The organism is Gaoshiqia sp. US2 (assembly GCF_059705485.1).
The window spans coordinates 4,846,758-4,867,489 of sequence record NZ_AP048550.1 but is presented as its reverse complement, the minus strand read 5'-3'; the positions used below and the strand labels follow the sequence as shown (position 1 = coordinate 4,867,489).

Annotated in this window: 20 protein-coding genes and 1 tRNA gene; 9 read left to right on the top strand and 12 right to left on the bottom strand. The window is 44.0% G+C overall.

What is annotated here, in order from left to right; translation table 11 throughout:
- The first annotated feature begins 284 nt into the window (after positions 1-284).
- Together AC6H3C_RS19380 and AC6H3C_RS19375 are read left to right on the top strand one after the other, a co-directional pair.
- Positions 285-683, top strand: coding sequence for an HU family DNA-binding protein (locus AC6H3C_RS19380; RefSeq protein ID WP_497517167.1), 399 nt, complete (start codon positions 285-287; stop codon positions 681-683).
- A 235-nt stretch (positions 684-918) separates the two neighbouring features.
- Positions 919-2,202 (top strand): M28 family metallopeptidase, encoded by a 1,284-nt coding sequence (locus AC6H3C_RS19375; RefSeq protein WP_497517166.1) that lies wholly within the window; start codon positions 919-921, stop codon positions 2,200-2,202.
- A 27-nt stretch (positions 2,203-2,229) separates the two neighbouring features.
- On the opposite strand, the gene recN is transcribed toward AC6H3C_RS19375, so the two are convergent.
- Genes recN through AC6H3C_RS19350 form a run of 5 tightly spaced genes read right to left on the bottom strand, consistent with a single transcriptional unit; the run spans position 2,230 to position 7,247 of the window.
- On the bottom strand, positions 2,230-3,882 hold the full coding sequence (recN, locus tag AC6H3C_RS19370) for a DNA repair protein RecN (RefSeq protein WP_497517165.1): 1,653 nt from the start codon (positions 3,880-3,882) through the stop codon (positions 2,230-2,232).
- Between the two features lie 12 nt (positions 3,883-3,894).
- Positions 3,895-4,818, bottom strand: a complete 924-nt coding sequence (gene porD / locus AC6H3C_RS19365; RefSeq protein ID WP_497517164.1) for a type IX secretion system protein PorD — start codon at positions 4,816-4,818, stop codon at positions 3,895-3,897.
- A 47-nt stretch (positions 4,819-4,865) separates the two neighbouring features.
- Positions 4,866-6,074 (bottom strand): bifunctional phosphopantothenoylcysteine decarboxylase/phosphopantothenate--cysteine ligase CoaBC, encoded by a 1,209-nt coding sequence (gene coaBC, locus AC6H3C_RS19360; RefSeq protein ID WP_497517163.1) that lies wholly within the window; start codon positions 6,072-6,074, stop codon positions 4,866-4,868.
- A gap of 11 nt (positions 6,075-6,085) precedes the next feature.
- Positions 6,086-6,424, bottom strand: coding sequence for a DNA-directed RNA polymerase subunit omega (locus AC6H3C_RS19355; protein ID WP_497517162.1), 339 nt, complete (start codon positions 6,422-6,424; stop codon positions 6,086-6,088).
- Positions 6,425-6,431: 7 nt separating this feature from the next.
- Positions 6,432-7,247 carry an outer membrane protein assembly factor BamD gene (locus AC6H3C_RS19350; RefSeq protein ID WP_497517161.1) on the bottom strand — a complete coding sequence of 272 codons (816 nt, stop codon included), beginning with the start codon at positions 7,245-7,247 and terminating at the stop codon, positions 6,432-6,434.
- Positions 7,248-7,392: 145 nt separating this feature from the next.
- Here AC6H3C_RS19350 and AC6H3C_RS19345 point away from each other — a divergent pair, with 145 nt between their 5' ends.
- On the top strand, positions 7,393-8,643 hold the full coding sequence (locus tag AC6H3C_RS19345; protein WP_497517160.1) for an aminotransferase class I/II-fold pyridoxal phosphate-dependent enzyme: 1,251 nt from the start codon (positions 7,393-7,395) through the stop codon (positions 8,641-8,643).
- A 71-nt stretch (positions 8,644-8,714) separates the two neighbouring features.
- Here the strand turns inward: AC6H3C_RS19345 and trxB are convergent, their stop codons facing one another.
- Positions 8,715-9,671, bottom strand: coding sequence for a thioredoxin-disulfide reductase (trxB, locus tag AC6H3C_RS19340; protein WP_497521283.1), 957 nt, complete (start codon positions 9,669-9,671; stop codon positions 8,715-8,717).
- 249 nt (positions 9,672-9,920) lie between these two features.
- Here trxB and AC6H3C_RS19335 point away from each other — a divergent pair.
- A tRNA-Pro gene (locus AC6H3C_RS19335) sits at positions 9,921-9,994 on the top strand.
- A 369-nt stretch (positions 9,995-10,363) separates the two neighbouring features.
- On the opposite strand, the gene AC6H3C_RS19330 is transcribed toward AC6H3C_RS19335, so the two are convergent.
- The 4 genes from AC6H3C_RS19330 to AC6H3C_RS19315 all read right to left on the bottom strand — a co-directional run bounded on the left by AC6H3C_RS19330 (position 10,364) and on the right by AC6H3C_RS19315 (position 13,357).
- Positions 10,364-10,720: a DsrE/DsrF/TusD sulfur relay family protein gene (locus tag AC6H3C_RS19330; RefSeq protein WP_497517159.1), complete on the bottom strand. Its 357-nt coding sequence runs from the start codon at positions 10,718-10,720 to the stop codon at positions 10,364-10,366.
- Between the two features lie 11 nt (positions 10,721-10,731).
- Entirely contained in the window at positions 10,732-11,148 is a 417-nt protein-coding gene (locus AC6H3C_RS19325; protein ID WP_497517158.1) for a DsrE family protein, read from the bottom strand.
- Between the two features lie 19 nt (positions 11,149-11,167).
- On the bottom strand, positions 11,168-12,316 hold the full coding sequence (locus AC6H3C_RS19320; RefSeq protein WP_497517156.1) for a cysteine desulfurase family protein: 1,149 nt from the start codon (positions 12,314-12,316) through the stop codon (positions 11,168-11,170).
- Positions 12,317-12,694: 378 nt separating this feature from the next.
- The gene (locus AC6H3C_RS19315; RefSeq protein ID WP_497517155.1) at positions 12,695-13,357 is read right to left on the bottom strand and encodes a metalloregulator ArsR/SmtB family transcription factor; all 663 of its coding nucleotides are present in this window, start codon (positions 13,355-13,357) and stop codon (positions 12,695-12,697) included.
- 189 nt (positions 13,358-13,546) lie between these two features.
- Between AC6H3C_RS19315 and AC6H3C_RS19310 the strand changes: the two genes are divergently transcribed.
- From AC6H3C_RS19310 to AC6H3C_RS19290, 5 genes are all read left to right on the top strand, one after another.
- A complete protein-coding gene (locus AC6H3C_RS19310; RefSeq protein WP_497517154.1) occupies positions 13,547-14,107 on the top strand; it encodes a helix-turn-helix domain-containing protein in 561 nt (186 codons plus the stop codon).
- Between the two features lie 135 nt (positions 14,108-14,242).
- Entirely contained in the window at positions 14,243-15,745 is a 1,503-nt protein-coding gene (locus AC6H3C_RS19305) for a B12-binding domain-containing radical SAM protein (protein ID WP_497517153.1), read from the top strand.
- 86 nt (positions 15,746-15,831) lie between these two features.
- Positions 15,832-16,176, top strand: coding sequence for a cupin domain-containing protein (locus AC6H3C_RS19300; protein ID WP_497517152.1), 345 nt, complete (start codon positions 15,832-15,834; stop codon positions 16,174-16,176).
- A gap of 25 nt (positions 16,177-16,201) precedes the next feature.
- The gene (locus AC6H3C_RS19295; protein ID WP_497517151.1) at positions 16,202-16,327 is read left to right on the top strand and encodes a hypothetical protein; all 126 of its coding nucleotides are present in this window, start codon (positions 16,202-16,204) and stop codon (positions 16,325-16,327) included.
- Positions 16,328-16,612: 285 nt separating this feature from the next.
- On the top strand, positions 16,613-18,853 hold the full coding sequence (locus tag AC6H3C_RS19290) for a glycosyltransferase family 4 protein (RefSeq protein ID WP_497517150.1): 2,241 nt from the start codon (positions 16,613-16,615) through the stop codon (positions 18,851-18,853).
- Positions 18,854-19,328: 475 nt separating this feature from the next.
- Here the strand turns inward: AC6H3C_RS19290 and AC6H3C_RS19285 are convergent, their stop codons facing one another.
- Together AC6H3C_RS19285 and AC6H3C_RS19280 are read right to left on the bottom strand one after the other, a co-directional pair.
- Positions 19,329-20,513, bottom strand: coding sequence for a glycoside hydrolase 100 family protein (locus AC6H3C_RS19285; protein WP_497517149.1), 1,185 nt, complete (start codon positions 20,511-20,513; stop codon positions 19,329-19,331).
- A 27-nt stretch (positions 20,514-20,540) separates the two neighbouring features.
- Entirely contained in the window at positions 20,541-20,714 is a 174-nt protein-coding gene (locus AC6H3C_RS19280; RefSeq protein WP_497517148.1) for a chaperone modulator CbpM, read from the bottom strand.
- Positions 20,715-20,732: the final 18 nt, after the last annotated feature.

Below are 20,732 nucleotides of genomic sequence, written 5' to 3'. Positions count from 1 at the left end.
ATCCGGAGATCGTTTAAATTTGATTCAGTCACGCGAATCGGGTTCATACCGAAGCAAGGCTTCTGCTCTTGATTTGCATTGTTCCTCGATGGAACAAATAAATAGAATCGAAACCGTCTCTAAAGGAATTTGAATTTGTTGTACAGTACTCAATGATGATTTAATACGTATCAAATTATTTTTTAATAGCTATTAAATTTTATTTTAATACCTGTTAAATTATTAAATAATAGGTATTAAATTTACAACAATACTGTATTCATTATCCTAAATATCATGATGCCATGACTGTTAAATACCGATTGATTAAGCAGGCAACGCCGGGAGTAAAAGGCGGAGGACAGTACAAATATTACGTCAGGGCCTGCGAACGGCGAAAAGTGACGCTTGATGTGCTGGCTGACAGGATTGTCAAACGCTCGTCGCTGAGCCGGGGCGACATTGTTGGTACGCTGGTGGAGCTGATCGACCTGATACCCGAGCTGCTGCTCGATAACCACACGGTTGAACTGGGCGGTCTGGGCACGTTCAGCCTGAACCTGAAGAGTGAACCATCGGATAAGCCGCGCACCGATAGCTTCCGCCTGATCAAATCGGCCGATATCAGTTTCAGGGCAGGTACGCGGCTGAAGCAGGCGGTTAAAAACCCGGATTATCAAAAGTCGAAATCCAGCGCGTATTGACAGGGCTCCGGGCCGCGAAAAGTGTGTTCTGCCTGCCTGTTTTCTGTTTGCGATATGGAAAAACAGAAGAACATGCTTATTTTTAAGCCGCACAAATAACACAGTCGTGTCGGGTTTAAACTGACGGTTTGAATCAGAACAAGAGATTGCCCCTGTCGTAAAAATTGAACTTCGGCCTTCTGCCGGTTCGCTGTTTACCAGACACGACACCCGATAAAACTGAAAAAGAAAGAATATGTTAAAGTTGAGTATTGCTCTTTTTTTTATCCTGGCAGGCGTAACCGCCCCGGCGCAGGATCTCGCTTATGCAAAAAAAGTGATCGAAAAACTGTCTTCCCCGCAATTTAAAGGACGCGGCTATGTTGGAAACGGCGACCGGCTGAGCGCCCGGTACATCGCCGAACAATACCGCGAACATGGCCTGTTGCCGCTTTCGGAGACTTCGTATTTCCAGGAGTTCAGCCTGTCGGCCAACACCCTGCCCAACAGGGTATCGGTGAAGATAGACGGCGTTGAACTGCAAATTGCCCGCGAGTTTCTGCTCGAACCGTCGAGCCCCTCGGTGAAGGGCAGCTATCCGATCGTCAAAACCACGCGGGCCGAGATCGTGAACGAGGACCAAATGAGGGCCGTTGCTGCCGGCGCCCGGGGCGCCTTTCTTTTAATCGACAGCCGCAATAAAAAAGATGAAGACCCTGAATTGGGTAAAAAGATCGATGAAAATATACGCCTGTTAAAGCTGTGCTCACCCGAGATGATGAAGGGTATTCTGATCCTGAGCGACGAGAAACTCACCTGGCGGGCCTCTACTTCGCAAAGTCTGATTCCGGTGGTCACGGTGAAAAAAGAACTCGATTTAAACCGGCTGAGCCGCGTTGATATTTTGGCCGACGCGCGACTGATCGATCATTATAAGACCTCCAATGTGGCGGGCTTTATTCGCGGAACTTCGGCAACCGATTCGTGTATCGTGGCACTGGCGCATTACGACCACCTGGGGATGATGGGCAAACAGGTTTATTTTCCGGGGGCCAACGACAATGCCAGCGGGGTGGCCATGCTGCTCAATATGGCCAAACACTATGCGGTAAACAAACCGAAATACAACATGGTATTTATTTGCCTTGCCGCCGAAGAAATGGGCATCCTGGGGGCAAAGGCCTTTGTTGAAAATCCGTTGATTGATCTGGCGAAGGTAAAGTTTCTGGTGAACTTCGACCAGGCGGGTACCGGCGACGAGGGGATTAAGGTGGTAAACGGCACGGTTTTTAAGAAAGAATTTGATAGGCTGTGCGCTATAAACGAAGAACAAAAACTACTTCCGGCGGTTGAGATCCGCGGCGAGTCGTGTAACAGCGACCATTGTCCGTTTTACCAGAAAGGCGTGCCCGCTTTTTTCATCTATACCCTCGGAGGGAGCAAGGCGTACCACGATGTTGACGACCGTTTGGAAGGGCTGTCGCTGGCCGGCTTTGAGGGCTATTTCCGTCTGATGACTTCCTTCTTCGATTCGATTTAGGAGCGGATGGCGCTATTTCCGGAGGAATTAATTCAGCAATTCGCGGGCTGTTTCGCGGGCTGTTTCCGAGGCATTTTCGCCGCCAAGCATCTGGGCCAGTTCGTCAACGCGTTCGCCGTCGGTTAGCCGTCGGATGGAGGTATAGGTGCGGTTCGCTTCTTCGTATTTGTATACTTTGAAATGATGCTGTCCTTTACCGGCAATCTGTGGCAGGTGAGTAATGTTGATGATTTGCGTGGTCGTGGCCATGTCCTTCAGAATTGTTCCCATTTTTACGGCCACTTCGCCTGATATGCCTGTATCGATCTCGTCGAAAACAATGGTAGGCAGCGACTTGCTGTCGGTTATCAGGGTTTTCAGGGCCAGCATGACGCGCGATATTTCACCGCCCGACGCAATTTTCGAGATTTCCTGCGGCAGGGAGCTTTTATTGGCCGAGAACAGGAAACGTACCTCGTCCCGTCCGTTTGGCCCGGCTTCGTCCAGGTCGTCAAACTGAAGCCTGAAATTGGCATGGGGCATGCCCAGCTTTTGCAGTACGCCGGTCACTGTGCCGGTCATCTGGTCGCTTACCGAGCGGCGTCGTTCGCTGAGTGTTCCGGCCAGTTCGTTCACCTGTTGTAAAAGCCGTTCGAATACTCGTGAGGCTTCTTCAATTTCTTCGTCATACGAGGCAATTTGCCTGATCTTGTCATCAAGTTCCTGTTGAAGTTCAAGCAACTCGGCAACGGTGGCCAGCCTGAATTTTTGCTGCAGCGAATAAATCAAGTCGAGGCGTTCGGCAATCAGCTGTATGCGGTCGGGGTCGTGGGCCGTGCGTTCGGCCACTGTGGCGCTTTCGTCGGCCAGGTCTTTTAGTTCGATGTAACACGATTCCAGCCGTTCTTTCATTTGTTTGGCCTCGGGCAGCAGGCTGGCCAGTTTGCTAACCTGGTGGATCTGTTCTTTCAAACGGGTCAACATCCCGGCTTCGTCGCCTTCGAGTTCTGCGGCGAGTTGGCCAAAGGTGAGTTTAATTTCTTCGGCGTGTTCCAGCGTGCTTTGTTCGGCTTCCAGTTCTTCCTGTTCATTTTCCTTTAAACGGGCTTCTTCGAGCTGTTTGAGCTGAAACTCATAGTAATCCAGGTCGGCTTTGGCTTTTTCTGCGGTTTCTTTCAGTCCGGCCAGCAGGGTGGCTTGTTTTTGCAACGATTGGTACAGCCGGTTGTAATCGGTCAGCAATGCCCCGTTTCCAGCTACCAGGTCAACCAGTTTTAACTGGAACGAGCGGTTTCCGAGTTCCAGGTTTTGATGCTGCGAGTGAATATCGATTAGTTGAAGAGCCAGGTCTTGCAATACCTTTAGATTAACAGGGGTGTCGTTGATAAATGCGCGCGATTTGCCCGAGGGCGTGATTTCGCGACGAAGAATGGTCAGGTGGTCGTAATCGAGTTCTTCCTGTTTGAAAAAAGCTTCCAGCTGGTAATCTTTAATATTGAATGTGCCTTCAACCGTGCATTTGCGGTCTTTGTCCTGTAAAACGGATAAATCGGCCCGTTGACCGAGAATCAGGCCAAGAGCGCCCAGTATGATGGATTTCCCGGCGCCGGTTTCGCCGGTAATAATGTTAAAGCCCGGCTCGAAGGTAATGTTCAGCTCGTCAATCAGCGCGTAATTGGAGATATTTAACGATTGCAGCACGTTGAATTCGGTTTATTGATTTTCTAAATTAAAGGTGTTGTCCTTCCTGATTTTTTCGTATTTGGACCCGTTTGACGGATCAACCTCGTTTAAAATAGACAACACGCGGTTTTTTTCATCGGGATAGGAGCCCGAAAATACGTTGACCATTTCATCCGATTTCGCGTCGAAAAATACTTGCAGAATGTATAGGGAAGGACGGGTACGAAATACACGTTGAATTAATTTTAACGATTCGGCCATTTCCATCCGGCCTTCTTCCACGCGTTCACTCATCAGGTCGAGCCCCAGGCGGTGATAACGGTAGGTACACTGGCGGAAGGGGGCATACGAGCGGTTCAGCAGGTTTTCGACCAGCCAGTACCGGTTGCGTTCGCTTTCGAAGGCTTTCCATCCCGGCTCGCGGGCGTTTTGAGAATTGTTGACAATTTGCTGGGCTTTCTGGAAATATTCGGTCCCGCCATCGGGCGAAAAGGAGTCGTAATCCATGCCCAGGATGATGTAGGCATAAAATGCCATCAGGTTTGTCAGGTTGTCGCGGTTCGATGTTTCGTTAAACTCCATCGTCTGATACTGGGCGTAACGCGCCTGAAAATCTTTATCCTTGATATTCAGCAAGGTGGTTTCGTACGAAGAATTAAAGACAGGTCTTCTCACCTGAACGGTCATGGTTCCTTTAAATTCGTCGGATGAGATTTGTTCGTCGAGTTGAATAAAGATGTTGCATTCAATCCGCTCATCCATAGTGTACACATGGTCGGTCCACTTCCGGTTGTTCATAAATTCGTACAGGTCGGCCTGCATGGTCCGGAAAATATTTCGGTTAGCGCCTTGCAGTTTTGTTGCCGAGATGCTGACATTGCAGCGAAGCTCCTGGGCAACCAGGCCAGATGTAAGGCCCAGAACAACAATCAATATGCTACTTAATTTCTTCATAGGATGGTCCTGCCGGTGAAGTAAAAATAATGAATTATTCGGAAGTCTTAACGATTCTCCAGTTCTTCTGCGATTTTACACACAATATCGCGGGCGACTTCGGCTTTCATTTTTAACTCAAAAACCTGAGCTTTATTGTTTTTCGACAGGATGGTTATTTTATTGGTATCCACGCCAAAACCGGCTCCCTGGTCCTGTAACGAATTGAGAACAATGAAGTCGAGGTTCTTTTTCGTCATTTTGCTCCTGGCGTTGGTTTGTTCGTCCTGTGTTTCAAGGGCAAAACCAATTAGCAGTTGCTTTGAGGTTTTCAGTTTCCCGAGCGTGGCGGCAATGTCGTCGGTGGCCTCCAGTTCGATCGCCATTTCGGCTTCCGTTCGTTTTATTTTTTGATTGGCCCGGTGTTTCGGGCGATAATCGGCCACGGCAGCACACATGATGGCACCGTCAACTTCGGCGAATACCCGGAGGCAGGCGTCTTTCATGTCAAGAGCCGACTCGACATTTATCCGCGAAATATTCGGGTGAATGGCGCTGATCGAAACCGGCCCGCTAACCAGGCTGACTTTCGCTCCCTGATTAGCCAGTTCTTCGGCCAGGGCAAAACCCATCTTACCGGATGAATAGTTTCCGATAAAGCGCACCGGGTCAATCTTTTCGTAGGTTGGGCCGGCGGTGACCAGAAAATGTTTATTCAGAAGTTTTTTTTTTGAGTTGAAGTAGCGGATGACTTCTTCAACGATTTGTTCCGGCTCCTGCATCCGGCCCTTGCCGTGCAGGCCGCTGGCCAGTTCTCCTTCGCCAGGCTCAAGAATCATGTTCCCGAACGAACGAAGCGTTTCCAGATTTTTCAGGTTGGCCGGGTGACGAAACATATCCAGGTCCATAGCGGGGGCAATCATCACCTGCGACTTGGCCGACAGGTAGGTGGTTACCAACAGGTTGTCGGCAATGCCGGTCGCCATTTTGCCCAGTGTGGCGGCAGTGGCCGGGGCAATCAGCACAAGGTTGGCCCATTGGCCCATATCCACATGCGAATGCCAGGTCCCGTCGTTGGCCGCGAAAAATTCGGAGGCAACCGGCCTGTTTGACAAAGCGCTCATGGTGACAGGCGTGATAAATTCTTTGGCAGCCGGTGTCATGACTACCTGAACTTCAGCGCCCTCTTTCACCAGTAACCTTAAAAGATAAGCTGCCTTGTAGGCAGCTATACTTCCGGTCACACCCAAAATGATATGTTTTCCGTTAAGCCTCATCAAGGCCAATGTTATACTAATCCTTTGCGGTTTTCTTTGGCAGGATTACGATGATAGATCTGTTTTTTGTTGAATTCCTCGTAAGCGATCAGGGTTGGTTTTGGCAACCTTTCGTAATATTTCGAAATTTCGATCTGCTCACGATTTTCAAACACTTCCTCCAGGTTATCCGAGTAAGAAGCAAATTCCTGCAGTTTCTGGCTCAGTTCTTCCTTCATTTCCGAAGCAATCTGGTTTGAACGCTTGGCAAGAATCATCACCGTTTCGTAAATATTTCCGGTTTGCTCTTCCATGTCGGCTAAGTCTCTTGGAACAGTTGTACTTTCTGCTTTGATCTTTTTAAAATCCATATATCAATTAATTATAATCTTCGTTGTAATTCAGCAATTTGGCTGTTGTTTCATAAAATTTGTCGGCATCTTTCCGGTGACTGCTCTCCGGGTATTCGTCAACAAAGGTAAAATATTCATCCAACGCTTCACTCAAACGTTGTTCTTTAAGGTCTTCAATACTCCTGATGGCCAGGTAATACTTGGCGCGAAGGAGCATAAAACTGAGTTCTTCCCGGTATTTGGTATCCGGAAAATCTTTCAACGAATTGGTTAAGGCAATTACCGCTGCCTTGTAATTTTCAAGATCGTAATAGAGTTTTCCGGTTAAATATGATTTCAAAACCAGCTTGTCGCGCAGTTCAATGATTAAGCGATTCGCTTCCTCAACCCGGTTGTTTAAGGGGTAGAGGTTGATGTATAATTGTAAGGCATCGATTGCTTTTTGGCTGATCTGCTGGTCCAAACGCGCTTTGGGTGAATCCAGATAATAACAATAACCGTTCATAAACTGGGCTTCTTCCACAAATTCGCTTTTCGGAAATTCCCGAATCAGGGTACGGAACCAATGTCCGGCCATCATGTAATCTTTCATTCCGTAGTAACTTTTTGCCTGATAATAATAGATTTTATCGGCGCGGCTGGTCCCACGGTAAATATTGACCAATTCTTTCAACAAGGTTGACGAGCGTACAAACTCTTCCGCTTCATAATACTCAATGGCTTTTTTGTATTTGAATTCGTAGTCGGTACTCTTGGTTATTTTATTGAAATCACTGCAAGCGGTTGAAAACAGCAAAACCAGCAGTGAAAAGATTCCAATTTTAGATATTTTTCTTATCATGGCGCAAAGATACATTTTTATTAAAATCTCAGGACAAAATAAACAAGAAAAGTGGTTTTACTAACTGGTTTAATATAATTTAACAAATTTGCAGACTTCCTAAAATAAATTACATTTGCACAGTTTAATCTTAAAGTAAAAAGACGTGGATATTTTTGAAAAATTTCGATCCAATAAAGGAAATATCGGTCAGTATATGAAGCAGGCGCACGGCTATTTTGCTTTTCCAAAGCTGGAAGGCGAAATTGGTGCCCATATGAAATTCAGAGGTAAGCCGGTTCTTACCTGGAGTTTAAACAATTACATCGGTTTGGCCAATCACCCGGAGGTGCGCGAGGCTGATGCAAAAGCTGCTGCTGATTGGGGGCTTGCTTACCCGATGGGAGCCCGAATGATGTCGGGTCAGACTGACTATCATGAACAACTGGAACGCGAACTGGCGGCCTTTGTTCAGAAACCCGACGCATTCCTGTTAAATTTTGGCTACCAGGGAATGGTCTCCATTATTGATTCGCTTTGCGGCCGGAACGATGTAGTGGTGTACGACAGCGAAGCTCATGCCTGTATTCTCGATGGTGTTCGTTTGCACATGGGTAAGCGTTTTGTTTATGCTCATAACGACATGGAAAGCCTGAGAAAGCAACTCGAACGTGCAACCAAGCTGGCTGAAAAGCAGGGCGGCGGTATCCTGGTGATCACCGAGGGTGTGTTCGGCATGTCGGGCGACCTGGGTAAACTGGACGAAATTGTTGCGTTGAAAAAAGACTTTAAATTCCGTCTGTTGGTTGACGATGCTCATGGTTTTGGCACCATGGGGCCTACCGGCGCCGGAACTCCCGAACATTTTGGCGTGCAGGATGAAGTAGACGTGTTGTTCTGCACCTTCGCGAAATCGATGGCCGGAATTGGCGCATTTGTTGCCTGCGATACCGACATTTGTTTCTACCTGCGCTACAATATGCGTTCACAAACCTTTGCGAAATCGCTGCCGATGCCGATGGTTATGGGGTCGTTGAAACGGCTCGAGCTTTTAAGAACGAAGGCTGAGTTGCGCGAACAGCTTTGGACCATTGTTGATGCCCTTCAAAGCGGGTTAAAAGAAGCCGGATTTGACCTTGGCCGCACCAACTCGCCGGTAACGCCGGTTTATATGAAAGGCGGCGTGGTTGAGGCGACAAACGTGGTCGTTGATCTGCGTGAAAATTATAATGTATTCTGCTCGGTTGTTGTTTACCCGGTTATCCCGAAGGGTGAAATCATTCTTCGCCTGATTCCGACAGCAACGCATACGCTGGAAGATGTCACATACACGATCCAGGCATTCAAAGCTGTCCGCGAAAAGCTTGAAAACGGAGAATACAGCGGAACAGAAATCCGGCAAATGGGTGCAATTTAAGATGATCCTGTTCAATGATAAATAAAGAAAGCCATCCGGTTCGGGTGGCTTTTCTTATTGGGGATTGATGGTTATGAATGTTTTTCAGAAAGGTATCGTTCGGCATCAATGGAAGCCATGCAACCTGATCCGGCTGCTGTAACGGCCTGGCGGTAGATGGGGTCCTGTACATCGCCGCAGGCAAATACACCGGGAATATTGGTTTTTGATGTGCCCGGAATCGTTTTGATGTAACCTACTTCATCCCGGTCGAGGAAATCGGCGACAAAATCAGAATTTGGCTTGTGTCCGATAGCCAGGAAGAAACCGTCAATTTTGATTTTTACTTCTTCTTCACCGGCTTCGCCTTTATTTTTCCATAAAACGGCTCCTTCAACCACGCCGTTTCCAAACAAGCCTTTGGTTTGGTGTTTCCAAAGAATTTCAACGTTCGGCGTTCTCATCACCCGGTCGGCCATTACTTTTGAGGCGCGCAATTCGTCCCGGCGGACAATCAGGTAAACTTTCCGGGCAAGTCCGGCCAGGTACATGGCTTCTTCGGCAGCCGTATCACCACCGCCAACGACTGCAACATCTTTGCCCCGGTAGAAAAATCCGTCACAGGTGGCACAGGCCGATACACCGCCGCCGGCATATTTTTGTTCATCTTCGATTCCCAGGTACTTGGCTGTTGCGCCCGTGGCCAGAATGACCGTTTCGGCTTCGATCAGTTTTTTATCATCAATCCAGACTTTATGGATGTCGCTTGAAAAATCAACCTTCGTGGCAAACCCAAAGCGAACATCCGTGCCAAAGCGCTGAGCTTGTTTTTTGAAATCTTCCATCATCACCGGCCCGGTAACGCCATCGGGATACCCCGGATAGTTTTCAACTTCGGTTGTTGTGGTTAATTGACCTCCCGGTTGAAGGCCTTCATACATCACGGGGTTTAAGTTTGCCCGGGCGGCATAAATGGCAGCCGTATATCCGGCAGGACCTGAACCAATGATCAAACATTTTACCCGTTCAGCATTCCCCGAGTGATCCATATTTTTTTCTTCGTTTTTATTAAGATTTAATGATTTAAACATGACTTGAGTTTTTAGTTTTTTTCTTTGACAAAATTACGGATCATACGAACATATCCAACAAGGGCTTCATCAATAATAATTAAGATCAGATAGAGTTTAACTATCATGCCCGTTTGGGGAATGAAGGTAAAAATAAAAACCGATCAATTTTCAGAAATAATTTTGAAGTATAGTGTTGTTTATATACTTTTGCACACGCAATAACAACGGGATGTAGCGCAGCCTGGTAGCGCACTCGTCTGGGGGGCGAGGGGTCGCAAGTTCAAATCTTGTCATCCCGACTTGTTTAAAATCAAGAAGTTAGATCAAAATATAGCTTCTTCTTTTTTTTTGGGGACGGGTACAACATCGGTACAATAAAGTCGAAGGAGCCGTTTCGTAGGGCAGGTATTCGGCCACACCGTTTTGCACCTCCAATCCCCTTTGCCGGGCATATTCCAACATTTTTTTTGATGGGTCAACGCAAACCTGGCACCAAGCTGTTCTGAAAAAATGCTGCTGCCGATACCAATTTCAACTCCTTTTTTATCAGCCGAACAACTTGCTTCAAAGCGAGCAGCTCCGATTGAAAAAGGACTTTATTTTCAACAAACCTGGCTTCATGTTCTGAAGCAAGGGTGTCGAACGGTTTTTGCTTCATCCCCAAGTATTTAAAAGGTAACTACTTTGTCGCTATCTGCCACCCATTCGGTTAATTCGGCCATGGTGCTGATTTCAGTTCCTTCAATAAGCTCAGCATTCTTTAATCCACGGGCATCGGCACATGACCCGCAGATTTTTACTTTGGCGCCTTTTTTAATGGAGTACTTCATCATTCGTTCGATGTTGTAATAGCCGTTGGGCGTGGTTTGCCCGGCTACGGCGCAGGACGCTGCATCGGCCATCAGGAAAATCCGTACTTCCACATCTTCGTGGACTTTGTTTAACTGGTTGGCCAAACGGATTCCGTTATAAGCATTTTCTGTTCCGTAAGGTCCGTCGTTAATTAAAATCAAAATTTTCTGCATGATGTTCTATATTAGAAAGTTAATATGATTTTATTTTTTCTCACGATACCGTATAAATCGGCCATCGATGAAAAAGTGCAAATTTGGGGTCCATCCATATTGCGGCTTTGCAAGCAAGTCCCGCAGCCTTGAATTTTTCCTCCTTTTCCCAGGAACTTGTTCACCTGTTCTTCCAGATCTTCGTTTTCTTTCACCAGATTATCAACTTCCACCCCTTTTGCAAGGAGGAAAACCTGAACCGTGTCACCCTGATTTATTGCGTGATTGGCGAGTCTGAATGCATTCCATACGGTTTCAACATCGTTGGAATAAATCACCATTCCGATGGATGTGGGAGAATACTGCTCTGGTTTCGAATTGCCCGATGCCGAAAAACCGTTTGACAGAAACAGCAAAATGATGGCAAGAGAGAAAATTGTTCTTTTCATAGTATGTATCATTTAAAGGTTATTTTGCGTGACTAAGTTGATTTACAGCTGTTGAAATGGCTTCAACAGCGTGGTCTATTTCTTCGTTTGTGGTGAATTTTCCTGTTGAAATTCGTACTGTTCCGGCGGCTGTTTTCCGGTCGGTGTTCATGGCTTTTAATACCGGCGATATTTCAATGGAATCGGCATGGCAGGCGGAGCCGGTGGAAAAACTCACCCGGCTGCTGACAAATGACGCCAGCGTGTGCGCTTCCACTCCGCCGAAAGCAATACTCAAGGTGTTGGGCAGGCAATTGTTTAGGTCGGCGTTCACTTTTACAGTTGTTTGGCATGTTTCTTTCAACCCTTGAAGTAAAAGTTGTCGCATTTGAAACAGGTGCTGTTTGTTCCCATCCAGGTTTTCATTGGCCAGTTCACAGGCTTTGCCCAAGGCTACAATATAAGGCACATTTTCGGTTCCGGGGCGCAATCCGCGTTCCTGACCAGCGCCAAAAATCAGGTTTTCCAGCTTCACTCCATTCCGAATATACAGAGCGCCGATTCCTTTGGGCGCATACAATTTATGTCCCGCAATCGAAAGCAAATCAACACCCAGTTCATTGACATTGGTTTTAATTTTGCCAACCGACTGAGCGGCATCGGTATGGAAAATCGCGCCATGCTTTTTGGCCAGTTCTCCAATTTCTTTTATAGGCTGAATGGTGCCCACTTCGTTGTTGGCGTGCATAATGGAAATCAGCACCGTGTCAGGTCGAACCGACTTTTCAAGGTTTGCCGGGTTTACCTTCCCGAAGGCATCAACCGGGAGCCAGGTTATTTCGTAACCCTGTTTTTTAAGGGATTTGCAAACCTCCGTCACTGCCGGGTGTTCCACCGCAGAAGTAATAATGTGTTTGCTTTTTTGTTGATTGGCAAAAACGGCTCCCCGGATGGCATAGTTGTTTGATTCGGTGCCACCGCTGGTAAAAATGATTTCTTCAGGCAACGCGCCGATAAGGTTTGCCACCTGCATCCGCGCCTTTTCAATGGCTTCCTTGTTGTGCCTTCCTATGGCATTACTGCTCGAAGGATTTCCGAAGTGAGTCCGGATGTATGGCCACATTTCTTCAACCACTTCCGGAGCGATGGGTGTGGTGGCGTTGTAATCAAGATAAATCGGTACGCTCATTCTTTTTGAGTTTAAATTCCTACCGCCAATTGCACGGTAAAAATATTTTGGCTTTCAAATTCTGAATAATCAATCATTATCTAATCCAGGCTGAGTTTGGCATTGTCCCTTTGAGATAATAATTGAGCCCGCCGCTGAAAATGCCGGTGTTATCCTTTTGTTCTACCGAAACTGTTTCATACCGAAAAGGGTTGGATGTTTTCCACAGCAACCGGAGTATTGAAATAGTAGCCGGCCTGGATAAAAAAAATCGGCATCATCGGAAGGAGCAATCTGTGCAAAACTGTTCGCCTTGGTGCTATTGGGCGAAAAGAACCGAACAAAAACGAATATGGCCAGGTATTTTTTCATTAAGTGGAATTTTTGGGTTGTTGAATTTTAGCGGTTTTCTTTTTCCAGTTGCCTCATTTTCCATTCCGGATAACCTTCATCGAGTCTCCTGACCTTAAATCCATTTTCAGAAAGTACCCTCACCGCCTCATCTGCCAAAACACAAAACGGCCCGCGGCAGTATGCAATAATTTCCTGCTCTTTCGAAAAATCTTTCAGGCAACACAACAATTCTTTCATAGGTATCGAAACCGCTCCGGTAATGTGGTCGAACTCGTATTCTGTTGAAGGCCTGACATCCAGCAACAACACATTTTTGTTGTGAATCATTGTCTCCAGTTCGTCCAGGCTCACCGAGTTGAGCGCTTTATGGTCTTCGCGTTGCCGGTTCAGTGTTTTTTCCAGTTCGGCAATTTCGGTAACGGCATATTTCGTAATGTGCTGGTAAAGCGCTAAAAATTCACTATTCACAAGGGAATAATAAACGTAATGTCCCTCTTTCCTGAATTTCACAATGTTGTTGTTTTTTAGGACCTGTAAATGTTGCGAGGCGTTGGCTACTGTCAGGTTGGTGGCTGCCACAACCCCTTCCACGCTCTTTTCACCTTGAGAAAGCATCTCGATGATTTCCAATCGAGCGGGATTGGCTAAGGCTTTCATCAATTTTGAAAGGCCATCGTACATGGCATCTTTGAATTCACGTCCTTTCATTTTCTTCGTTTTATTTTCGACAAAGATAATTTCTTAATTCAATCATTCAAGAGATATATTGAATAATTGACAAGTACCCCGGCAAATAAATTAGTTAACTAAAACCAATATGTATTCACTTCTTAACTAAACGACATTAGGTTACGTACCTTTAATATCGTAATTTTAACTTCTTAAGACAAACATGAATTGAAGTTATACATCCAAAATATGGTTTGCATTCGCTGCCAGATGGTAGTGAAAGCCGAACTCGAGAAACTCGGCCTTCAATATGTTTATGTTAGGATTGGTGAGGCTGATATTATTGGAGATGTTAAGCCTGACCAGATGGAACAGTTAAAAACAGATTTGAAAAAGGCAGGTTTGGTTTTAATGGACAACAAAAAAAGTATTCTTGTTGAAAAAATAAGAAGCGCCATTATCGAATTGGTTCATTATACCGAAGACCAAATCAAGGTAAATCTTTCGGATTACCTCAGTGAAAAACTCGATTACGATTATACCTACCTTGCCAATCTTTTTTCGGAAGTAAAAGGCATTACCATCGAAAGATTTTACCTCATCCATAAAATTGAAAGGGTAAAAGAGCTGATTGTTTATGACGAACTGAATCTTTCGGAAATTGCTTACCGAATGCATTACAGCAGTGTTGCCCATCTTTCCAATCAGTTTAAAAAATACACCGGTCTTACCCCCACTCATTTCAAGAAACTCAAAAACAAACGTCGCGAAACACTTGAAGATGTGTGAATAATGTAAATATTATCCAGAATTGTGTAACACATTTTTAACCCAAATCTCGAAATTTACTTTGTAATTCATTGGTTTAATTGCTTTCTGAGAAAAAGGATTGCATTGCTATGGGTTGCCAACAAATCAAAAAAAATGAAAGTCTTATTGGTTTATCCGAAATGCCCCGACTCGTTCTGGAGTTTTACCCATGCCCTGAAATTTATTTCTAAGAAAGCAGCCGTACCTCCGTTTGGTTTAATTACAGTGTCGGCAATGTTGCCCGATATATGGGAGAAAAAACTGGTGGATTTGAATATCTCTCCACTTCGGACAAGCGATGTTCAGTGGGCCGATTATGTTTTTATAAGCGCCATGTATGTTCAAAAAGAATCGGTAAGCAAGGTAATTGCTGAAAGCAAAAAGTGGAACAAAAAAATTGTGGCAGGCGGCCCGCTTTTTACCCAGGAATATCCCAATTATCCCGATATCGATCATTTTATTTTAAATGAAGCAGAGATAACCATGCCCCTTTTCCTGTCCGATTTGAACGCGGGAAAACCCCGGAGGGTTTATGCTACAGAAGAATTTGCTGATCTTACTCAATCACCGGTTCCCGACTTTCATTTATTATCGGTAAAAGATTATGCTTTTATGAATATCCAGGTTACACGTGGATGCCCGTTTAACTGCAATTTTTGCGAAATAACGCAGCTTTTGGGACATAAGGTACGAAAGAAAAGTACAGCTCAGATTATTAATGAGTTGGATGTTTTATACCATACGATAAAATGGCGAGGGCCGGTTTCAATTGTCGATGATAATTTTATTGGGAACAAAAAAGAGATAAAATACAATCTCCTGCCTGCCATGAAAAAGTGGATGATAGTTCACAAGTATCCGTTTACGTTTAATATTGAATCCTCAATTGACCTTGCCGACGATGACGAACTGATGGCGCTGCTGGTTGAAACCGGGTTTAGCTCAACATTTATCGGCATTGAAACCCCCGAAGAAAAATCGCTGAGCTATTGCAATAAAGTACAAAATTTAAACCGCGATTTACTGGATAGTGTAAAAAAAATACAGCAAGCTGGAATTCAGGTTTCCGCTGGTTTTATTGTTGGTTTCGACAGTGATACCCCAACGGTTTTTCAGCGGCAGATCGATTTTATCCAGAAAAGCGGAATTGTTTCGGCTATGGTAGGGTTATTAAATGCACCCAAAAACACAAAACTCTATCAACAGTTAAAAGCAGAAAACCGTTTAACGGCTGAAGCTACCGGGAACAATACGGATTCAACGATGAATTTTATACCCAAAATGGATTACGATGAGCTTCAGGAAGGATATAAAAAGATAATCCACAATATTTATTCCGTAAAACCTTATTACAAAAGGGTTAGGCAGTTAATGCTGAATTACAACCGGATGAGTAAAGGACAAAGTACAATGCGGTTTTCCTTGCTGATGGCTTTTATTAAATCGGTTTATATTATTGGTTTCCTCAACAAGGGGAGAACGGAATACTGGAAATTCATTATTTGGACCCTTTTCAAAAAGCCAGAATTAATGGTTGATGCCATTACATATACCGTTTATGGTTATCATTTCAGAACCGTTTACGGATTGCGCCGCATATCGGCAATGTGTGAATGATGTAAATTATAATATCAATTGTGTAACATTTTCGAAATTGGGTGGGAGTACCTTTGATATGATTTTAATAATATAGTCTATTAAAAATGAACGAAATAGAAAAATCAAAAATTCATATACTTATTGAAATCATAGAATATGTTCCCAATTCGGTGGTTTGCAAAACCATAATCAAAAAAACCACAGGAAATATTTGCGTTGTTGCCATCGATACCGGAGAAGCGCTGGCCGAGAAAATTTCTCCGTTCGACACTTTTATTCAGATTATTGAAGGAACGGCGGAAGTTATCATTGATGATCAGCCAAACATACTTCAAACGGGACAAGGTATTATTATTCCTGCACACGCTTCTAATGTTGTAAAAGCAAACGGTCGGTTCAAAATGATCTCAACAGTGATCAAAAGCGGATATGAAGGTAGCATAATTTAATAAAAGTACTTAAATAATAAGCGTCATGGCAAAAAGCAAAGAAGGAAAAGAAAGAAAAAATATAAAAAAGGAAGCGGTAAAAAGTTTGAAAGAAAAAAGAGCTGATAAGGCTGCAAAAAAGGCCGGAAAGAGCGATTCGAGTTTAATCTGATTTTTGATATAAATAGAATTACCGCAAGACAAACAGAGTTAAAAATAGCAAGGGTACAAGTTAAATACAAAAATGGAAAACAAATTTAAAGAAGGCGAACTAGTGCATGCGAAGGTTAATCCAAATCAAAATTTGATAGTCAGACGATATGTTGACCGAGTATATTATTGCAAAATACAGGAAAACCCCAGCCACAAGGATTTGGTTTATTTTGAACGGGAACTCCTTCCTCGCAAAATACAGGATATTGGCTTATTAACTTCCTTGAACGTAATCATCAAATAAATGAAAATCACTTATATTGCAACTTACCCGCCCCGCGAATGTGGTATTGGAACCTTCACGAACAACCTGTTTAAATCGATGTTGTCAGGCAAAAACCTCCAAAAACATGAAGGTTTCGTGGTTGCATTAAACGATAACGATCTCACCTATAAATACCCGGAAGAAGTAAAAGTTACCATCCGGCAGGATCATCAGGAAGATTATTTAAAAGCCGTTAAATACATTAATCTCAGCGGTGCCGATGTTTGTATCCTCCAGCACGAGTTTGGCATATTTGGCGGACAAAGCGGGGTGTACATCCTTCCTTTGCTTCACCGGCTCGAAATTCCCCTTATAGTAACCCTTCATACCATACTCAAAACACCTTCGTACAACGAGAAAGCTGTTTTAAAAGAAATTTGCAAAATGGCCCATAAAATTGTGGTAATGAGCCACAAGGCAGTGGAGTTTCTGACCACCATTTACGATGTGCCAAAAGAAAAAATAGCCCTGATTGAACATGGGGTCCCGGATATTCAGTTTAGTCCCCAGAAATCAAAAAAAGAGTTTAAACTCGAAAACAAGAAAGTGCTGCTAACCTTTGGTTTTATCGGGCGAAGCAAGGGTATTGAAACGGTTATAAAAGCATTGCCCGAAGTGGTTAAAAAGTATCCCGAAGTTATTTACATCGTTTTAGGGAAAACGCATCCAAATGTACTTCGGCATTCAGGTGAAGAATACCGGATTTTTCTCCTTCGTTTGGTGAAAAACCTGCACCTTGAAGATCACGTTGTTTTTTTGAATGAATTTATTGATGAACAGGATTTGTTCAAATATTTATATGCCTGCGATATTTACATCACACCGTATTTAAACGAAGCCCAGATTACCAGCGGCACTCTTTCGTATGCTGTCGGCGTTGGGGCGGCTGTTCTTTCAACACCATACTGGCACGCTGCTGAATTACTGTCCAATGGAAGAGGGAGGTTATTTCAGTTTAATGATTCGGATGACCTTGCAAACACATTAACAAAACTCCTTGATAAACCCGGAGAACAAGTAAAACTAAAGAACAAAGCAGCAGAATATGGCAAAAATATTACCTGGCCAAAAACCGGAGAAAAATATGTTGCTCTTGCCGAGAAAACGGTGAAGGATGAGACCCCGGTTATTATTAAAAAAGAATTGGAACCCGATTTACTTATCCTTCCCCCCTTTTCTCTTGCGCATATTAACCGGCTTACCGATGACACGGGCATCATTCAACATGCCAAGTTTGGCATTCCCAATTTAAAGGAAGGTTATTGCCTGGATGACAATTCGCGCGCTCTGCTGATGGTGTTAATGGCTTACCGCCAAATGAAAGACAACCGTGCGCTTGAACTGTCGCCCATTTATCTGAGCTATATCCATTATCTGCAAAATCCAAACGGGACTTTTCGAAATTTTCTGAGTTTTAACCGTAATTTTCTGGATGAAATTGGTTCCGAAGATTCGTTTGGCCGTACCATCTGGGCCTTGGGTTATTTGCTCGCGAATGCGCCAAACGATGCGTATTATCAAACGGGGAAACTTCTATTTTTCAATGCAGCTCCCAATTTTGAAAAATTAACCTCCATCCGCGGGATCGCCAATACCATGATTGGCATCAGCCATTATCTGAAAAGCAACCCGGCTGACGATTCAATGACGGAAAGGCTGAGAAATCTCGCTAATGTTTTACAAAAGCATTACCAGGAAAACCAGTCTGCCGGCTGGAATTGGTTTGAATCTTTGCTGGCCTATGATAATGGAATTCTTCCTTTGGCAATGTTGCATTCAGCAAAAATACTGAATGATGATAAAATTACCCAAACCGCTATCGATTCGATGAACTTTTTGACAGAGCATACCTTAAAGGACAATTATTTATCGGTAATTGGCAATGAAAAATGGTATAAAAAAGAAGGCGAACGCTCTGTTTTTGCACAGCAACCCATAGATGCAATGGCGATGGTTTTAATGTACCACGAAGCCTATTTTGTTACAAAAGACAAGGATTACCTGAATAAATTGTATACCTCTTTTTTGTGGTTCCTGGGTGAAAACGATTTGCGCATGAGTTTGTACGATTTTGAAACCAAAGGGTGTTGCGATGGTTTTGAAAGTTATGGTGTAAACCGCAACCAGGGAGCAGAGAGTTCGCTCGCTTATCTAATTTCTCATTTAACTGTTTTGCAAGCTTACGAAGAGTTTCACAAATCGAACTTAAAATTAGTTTGAAACAGTTTATCTCTCAGGCCTCCGAAACCTCTGTTCTGCATTTGCTTGAAAATCTGAATGTTTTAAAATTAGCCTATAAAAATTCTGAATACAAAACAGGATGATAAAAAAACATTTGAGAGACACTGTGCTTAATCAGAAATGGAGTTTCGATTTTTCAATCCAAATCTTTCTGTTAGCAGATAAGCCATTGGCGAATAGTTCCACCTGCACATTATCCGGTTCAACAGCACTGCAACAAACCTGAACGTCGAAATCAAGCTGCTTTTCAGAACTTGTGATTTTTATTTCACCAAAATGCATCGAGTACCAGTTTCCCTTCAAGGCTTGCAATTGGGCGACTATTTATGCGAATCAAGGGTTGCAAAGGTTCACGGGCAATAACAAACCCGCATTTAGCGACCAGGAGATTATGACGATCTATTTGTATGCCATGCTTTATAACATTAGCAATTTAACCCTTGATTTGCATTATTTAATGTTTGATATTCAGGTCTCTTATTTCCTCAAAAAACGGTGTTCTTTTTTCTTCCACACATTTTGCCGCATACAGATACATTGCGGCGCTCCAGGTCTGCCAGTCCTGTCCCATTGGTTTGCCGTCCTGCGCTTTAATCCATTCATTAAAACCAAATTCAAGGCTGTCAGTACGCGTAACTCTAACCAAACGGGTGAGCGCTATGAGTTTTTCTTCGGCGAGTTTAAATCGTTTTGCAGCAATCAGGGCAGCCACATAGAATCCGCATATAAAAGGCCAAATTCCGCCATTGTGGTAGTCCCCTGGTTGATTATAGGTTGAATATCGTTCGTGCCAGTCGGGATCTTCAGGTTTAATAAAAGGGAAAAAATTGGGTGGAAGATCCCCTGTTAATTCACCTCTTTCATGCATAGCAACACATTCCTCTTCAATCCACGAAACCATTTCATCGGCACGTGAAGGTGAAGCGATTCCTGAAAGAATGGCAAGACTATTTCCAAGCAGATCGAAGCGCTCGCTGCTAAAAATTTTATATGACCAAAAAGCGTAGTAAGGTTTGTGTTTTACCACCAGTCCTTCGTGAACATGATGGTGCATTGAGCCTTTTGTTATCGTAAAACGACCCATCTCATCTCTTAAGTTATCGGCTTTCTCATTTTTTTCCAAGATCCGGAGATAACTGTAAACCAAGGTATTCACATAAAGTCCTTTCCCAATTACCCATTGTTCATCACGCCAGTCGCTTGTGGGTTGCTGTGCAACCAAACTGCGATCGGCAGGACTTTGATAATCCATCCAGACCAGCGCTTTTTCAACTGCCTCCTCAAGGAAATCAGGTTCACCCGTAACTTTTCTGAATATTCCGGCAGCCATTAAAAACAGTGGAGTTGTATCACTGGCGCCGCGATCATCGGCGTCATGGACCAGTGATGGAATATGGCCATGTTCGGTTTGGTTTTTTGCCAATGTTTCCAATACTTTTCGGATACTCTCCAATAGCTTTTCATTCCCTGAAACTGCAATTCCCAAAATGGAAATCATCAGATCGCGTGTGTACGGTTCAGGATATCCCCAGCCGGCAGTGCGCGGAAGTCCATGATAAGGTCCGTGATCATTGTGGAGTAAAACTTCGAGGGCAGCTTTACTGGCTTGTTCAATCTCTTTTTCGTTATTGGTTTGCATAATCTTATCCTATAAATTATCGAAATATTATCCTTCGTAAAACCGAAGCCTATTCTTAAGTACAACAATCTCATTCTGAAGACTTTCTATTCGCTGCAATAAATAGTTTATCGTCTCAATCCCTTCGAGGTTAATATCCAGATCATAATAAAAGCGAACAAATTTTGATTCGTCGGATACCAGATAAAGTATTCCATTCATAATTTATGAATTTTATAA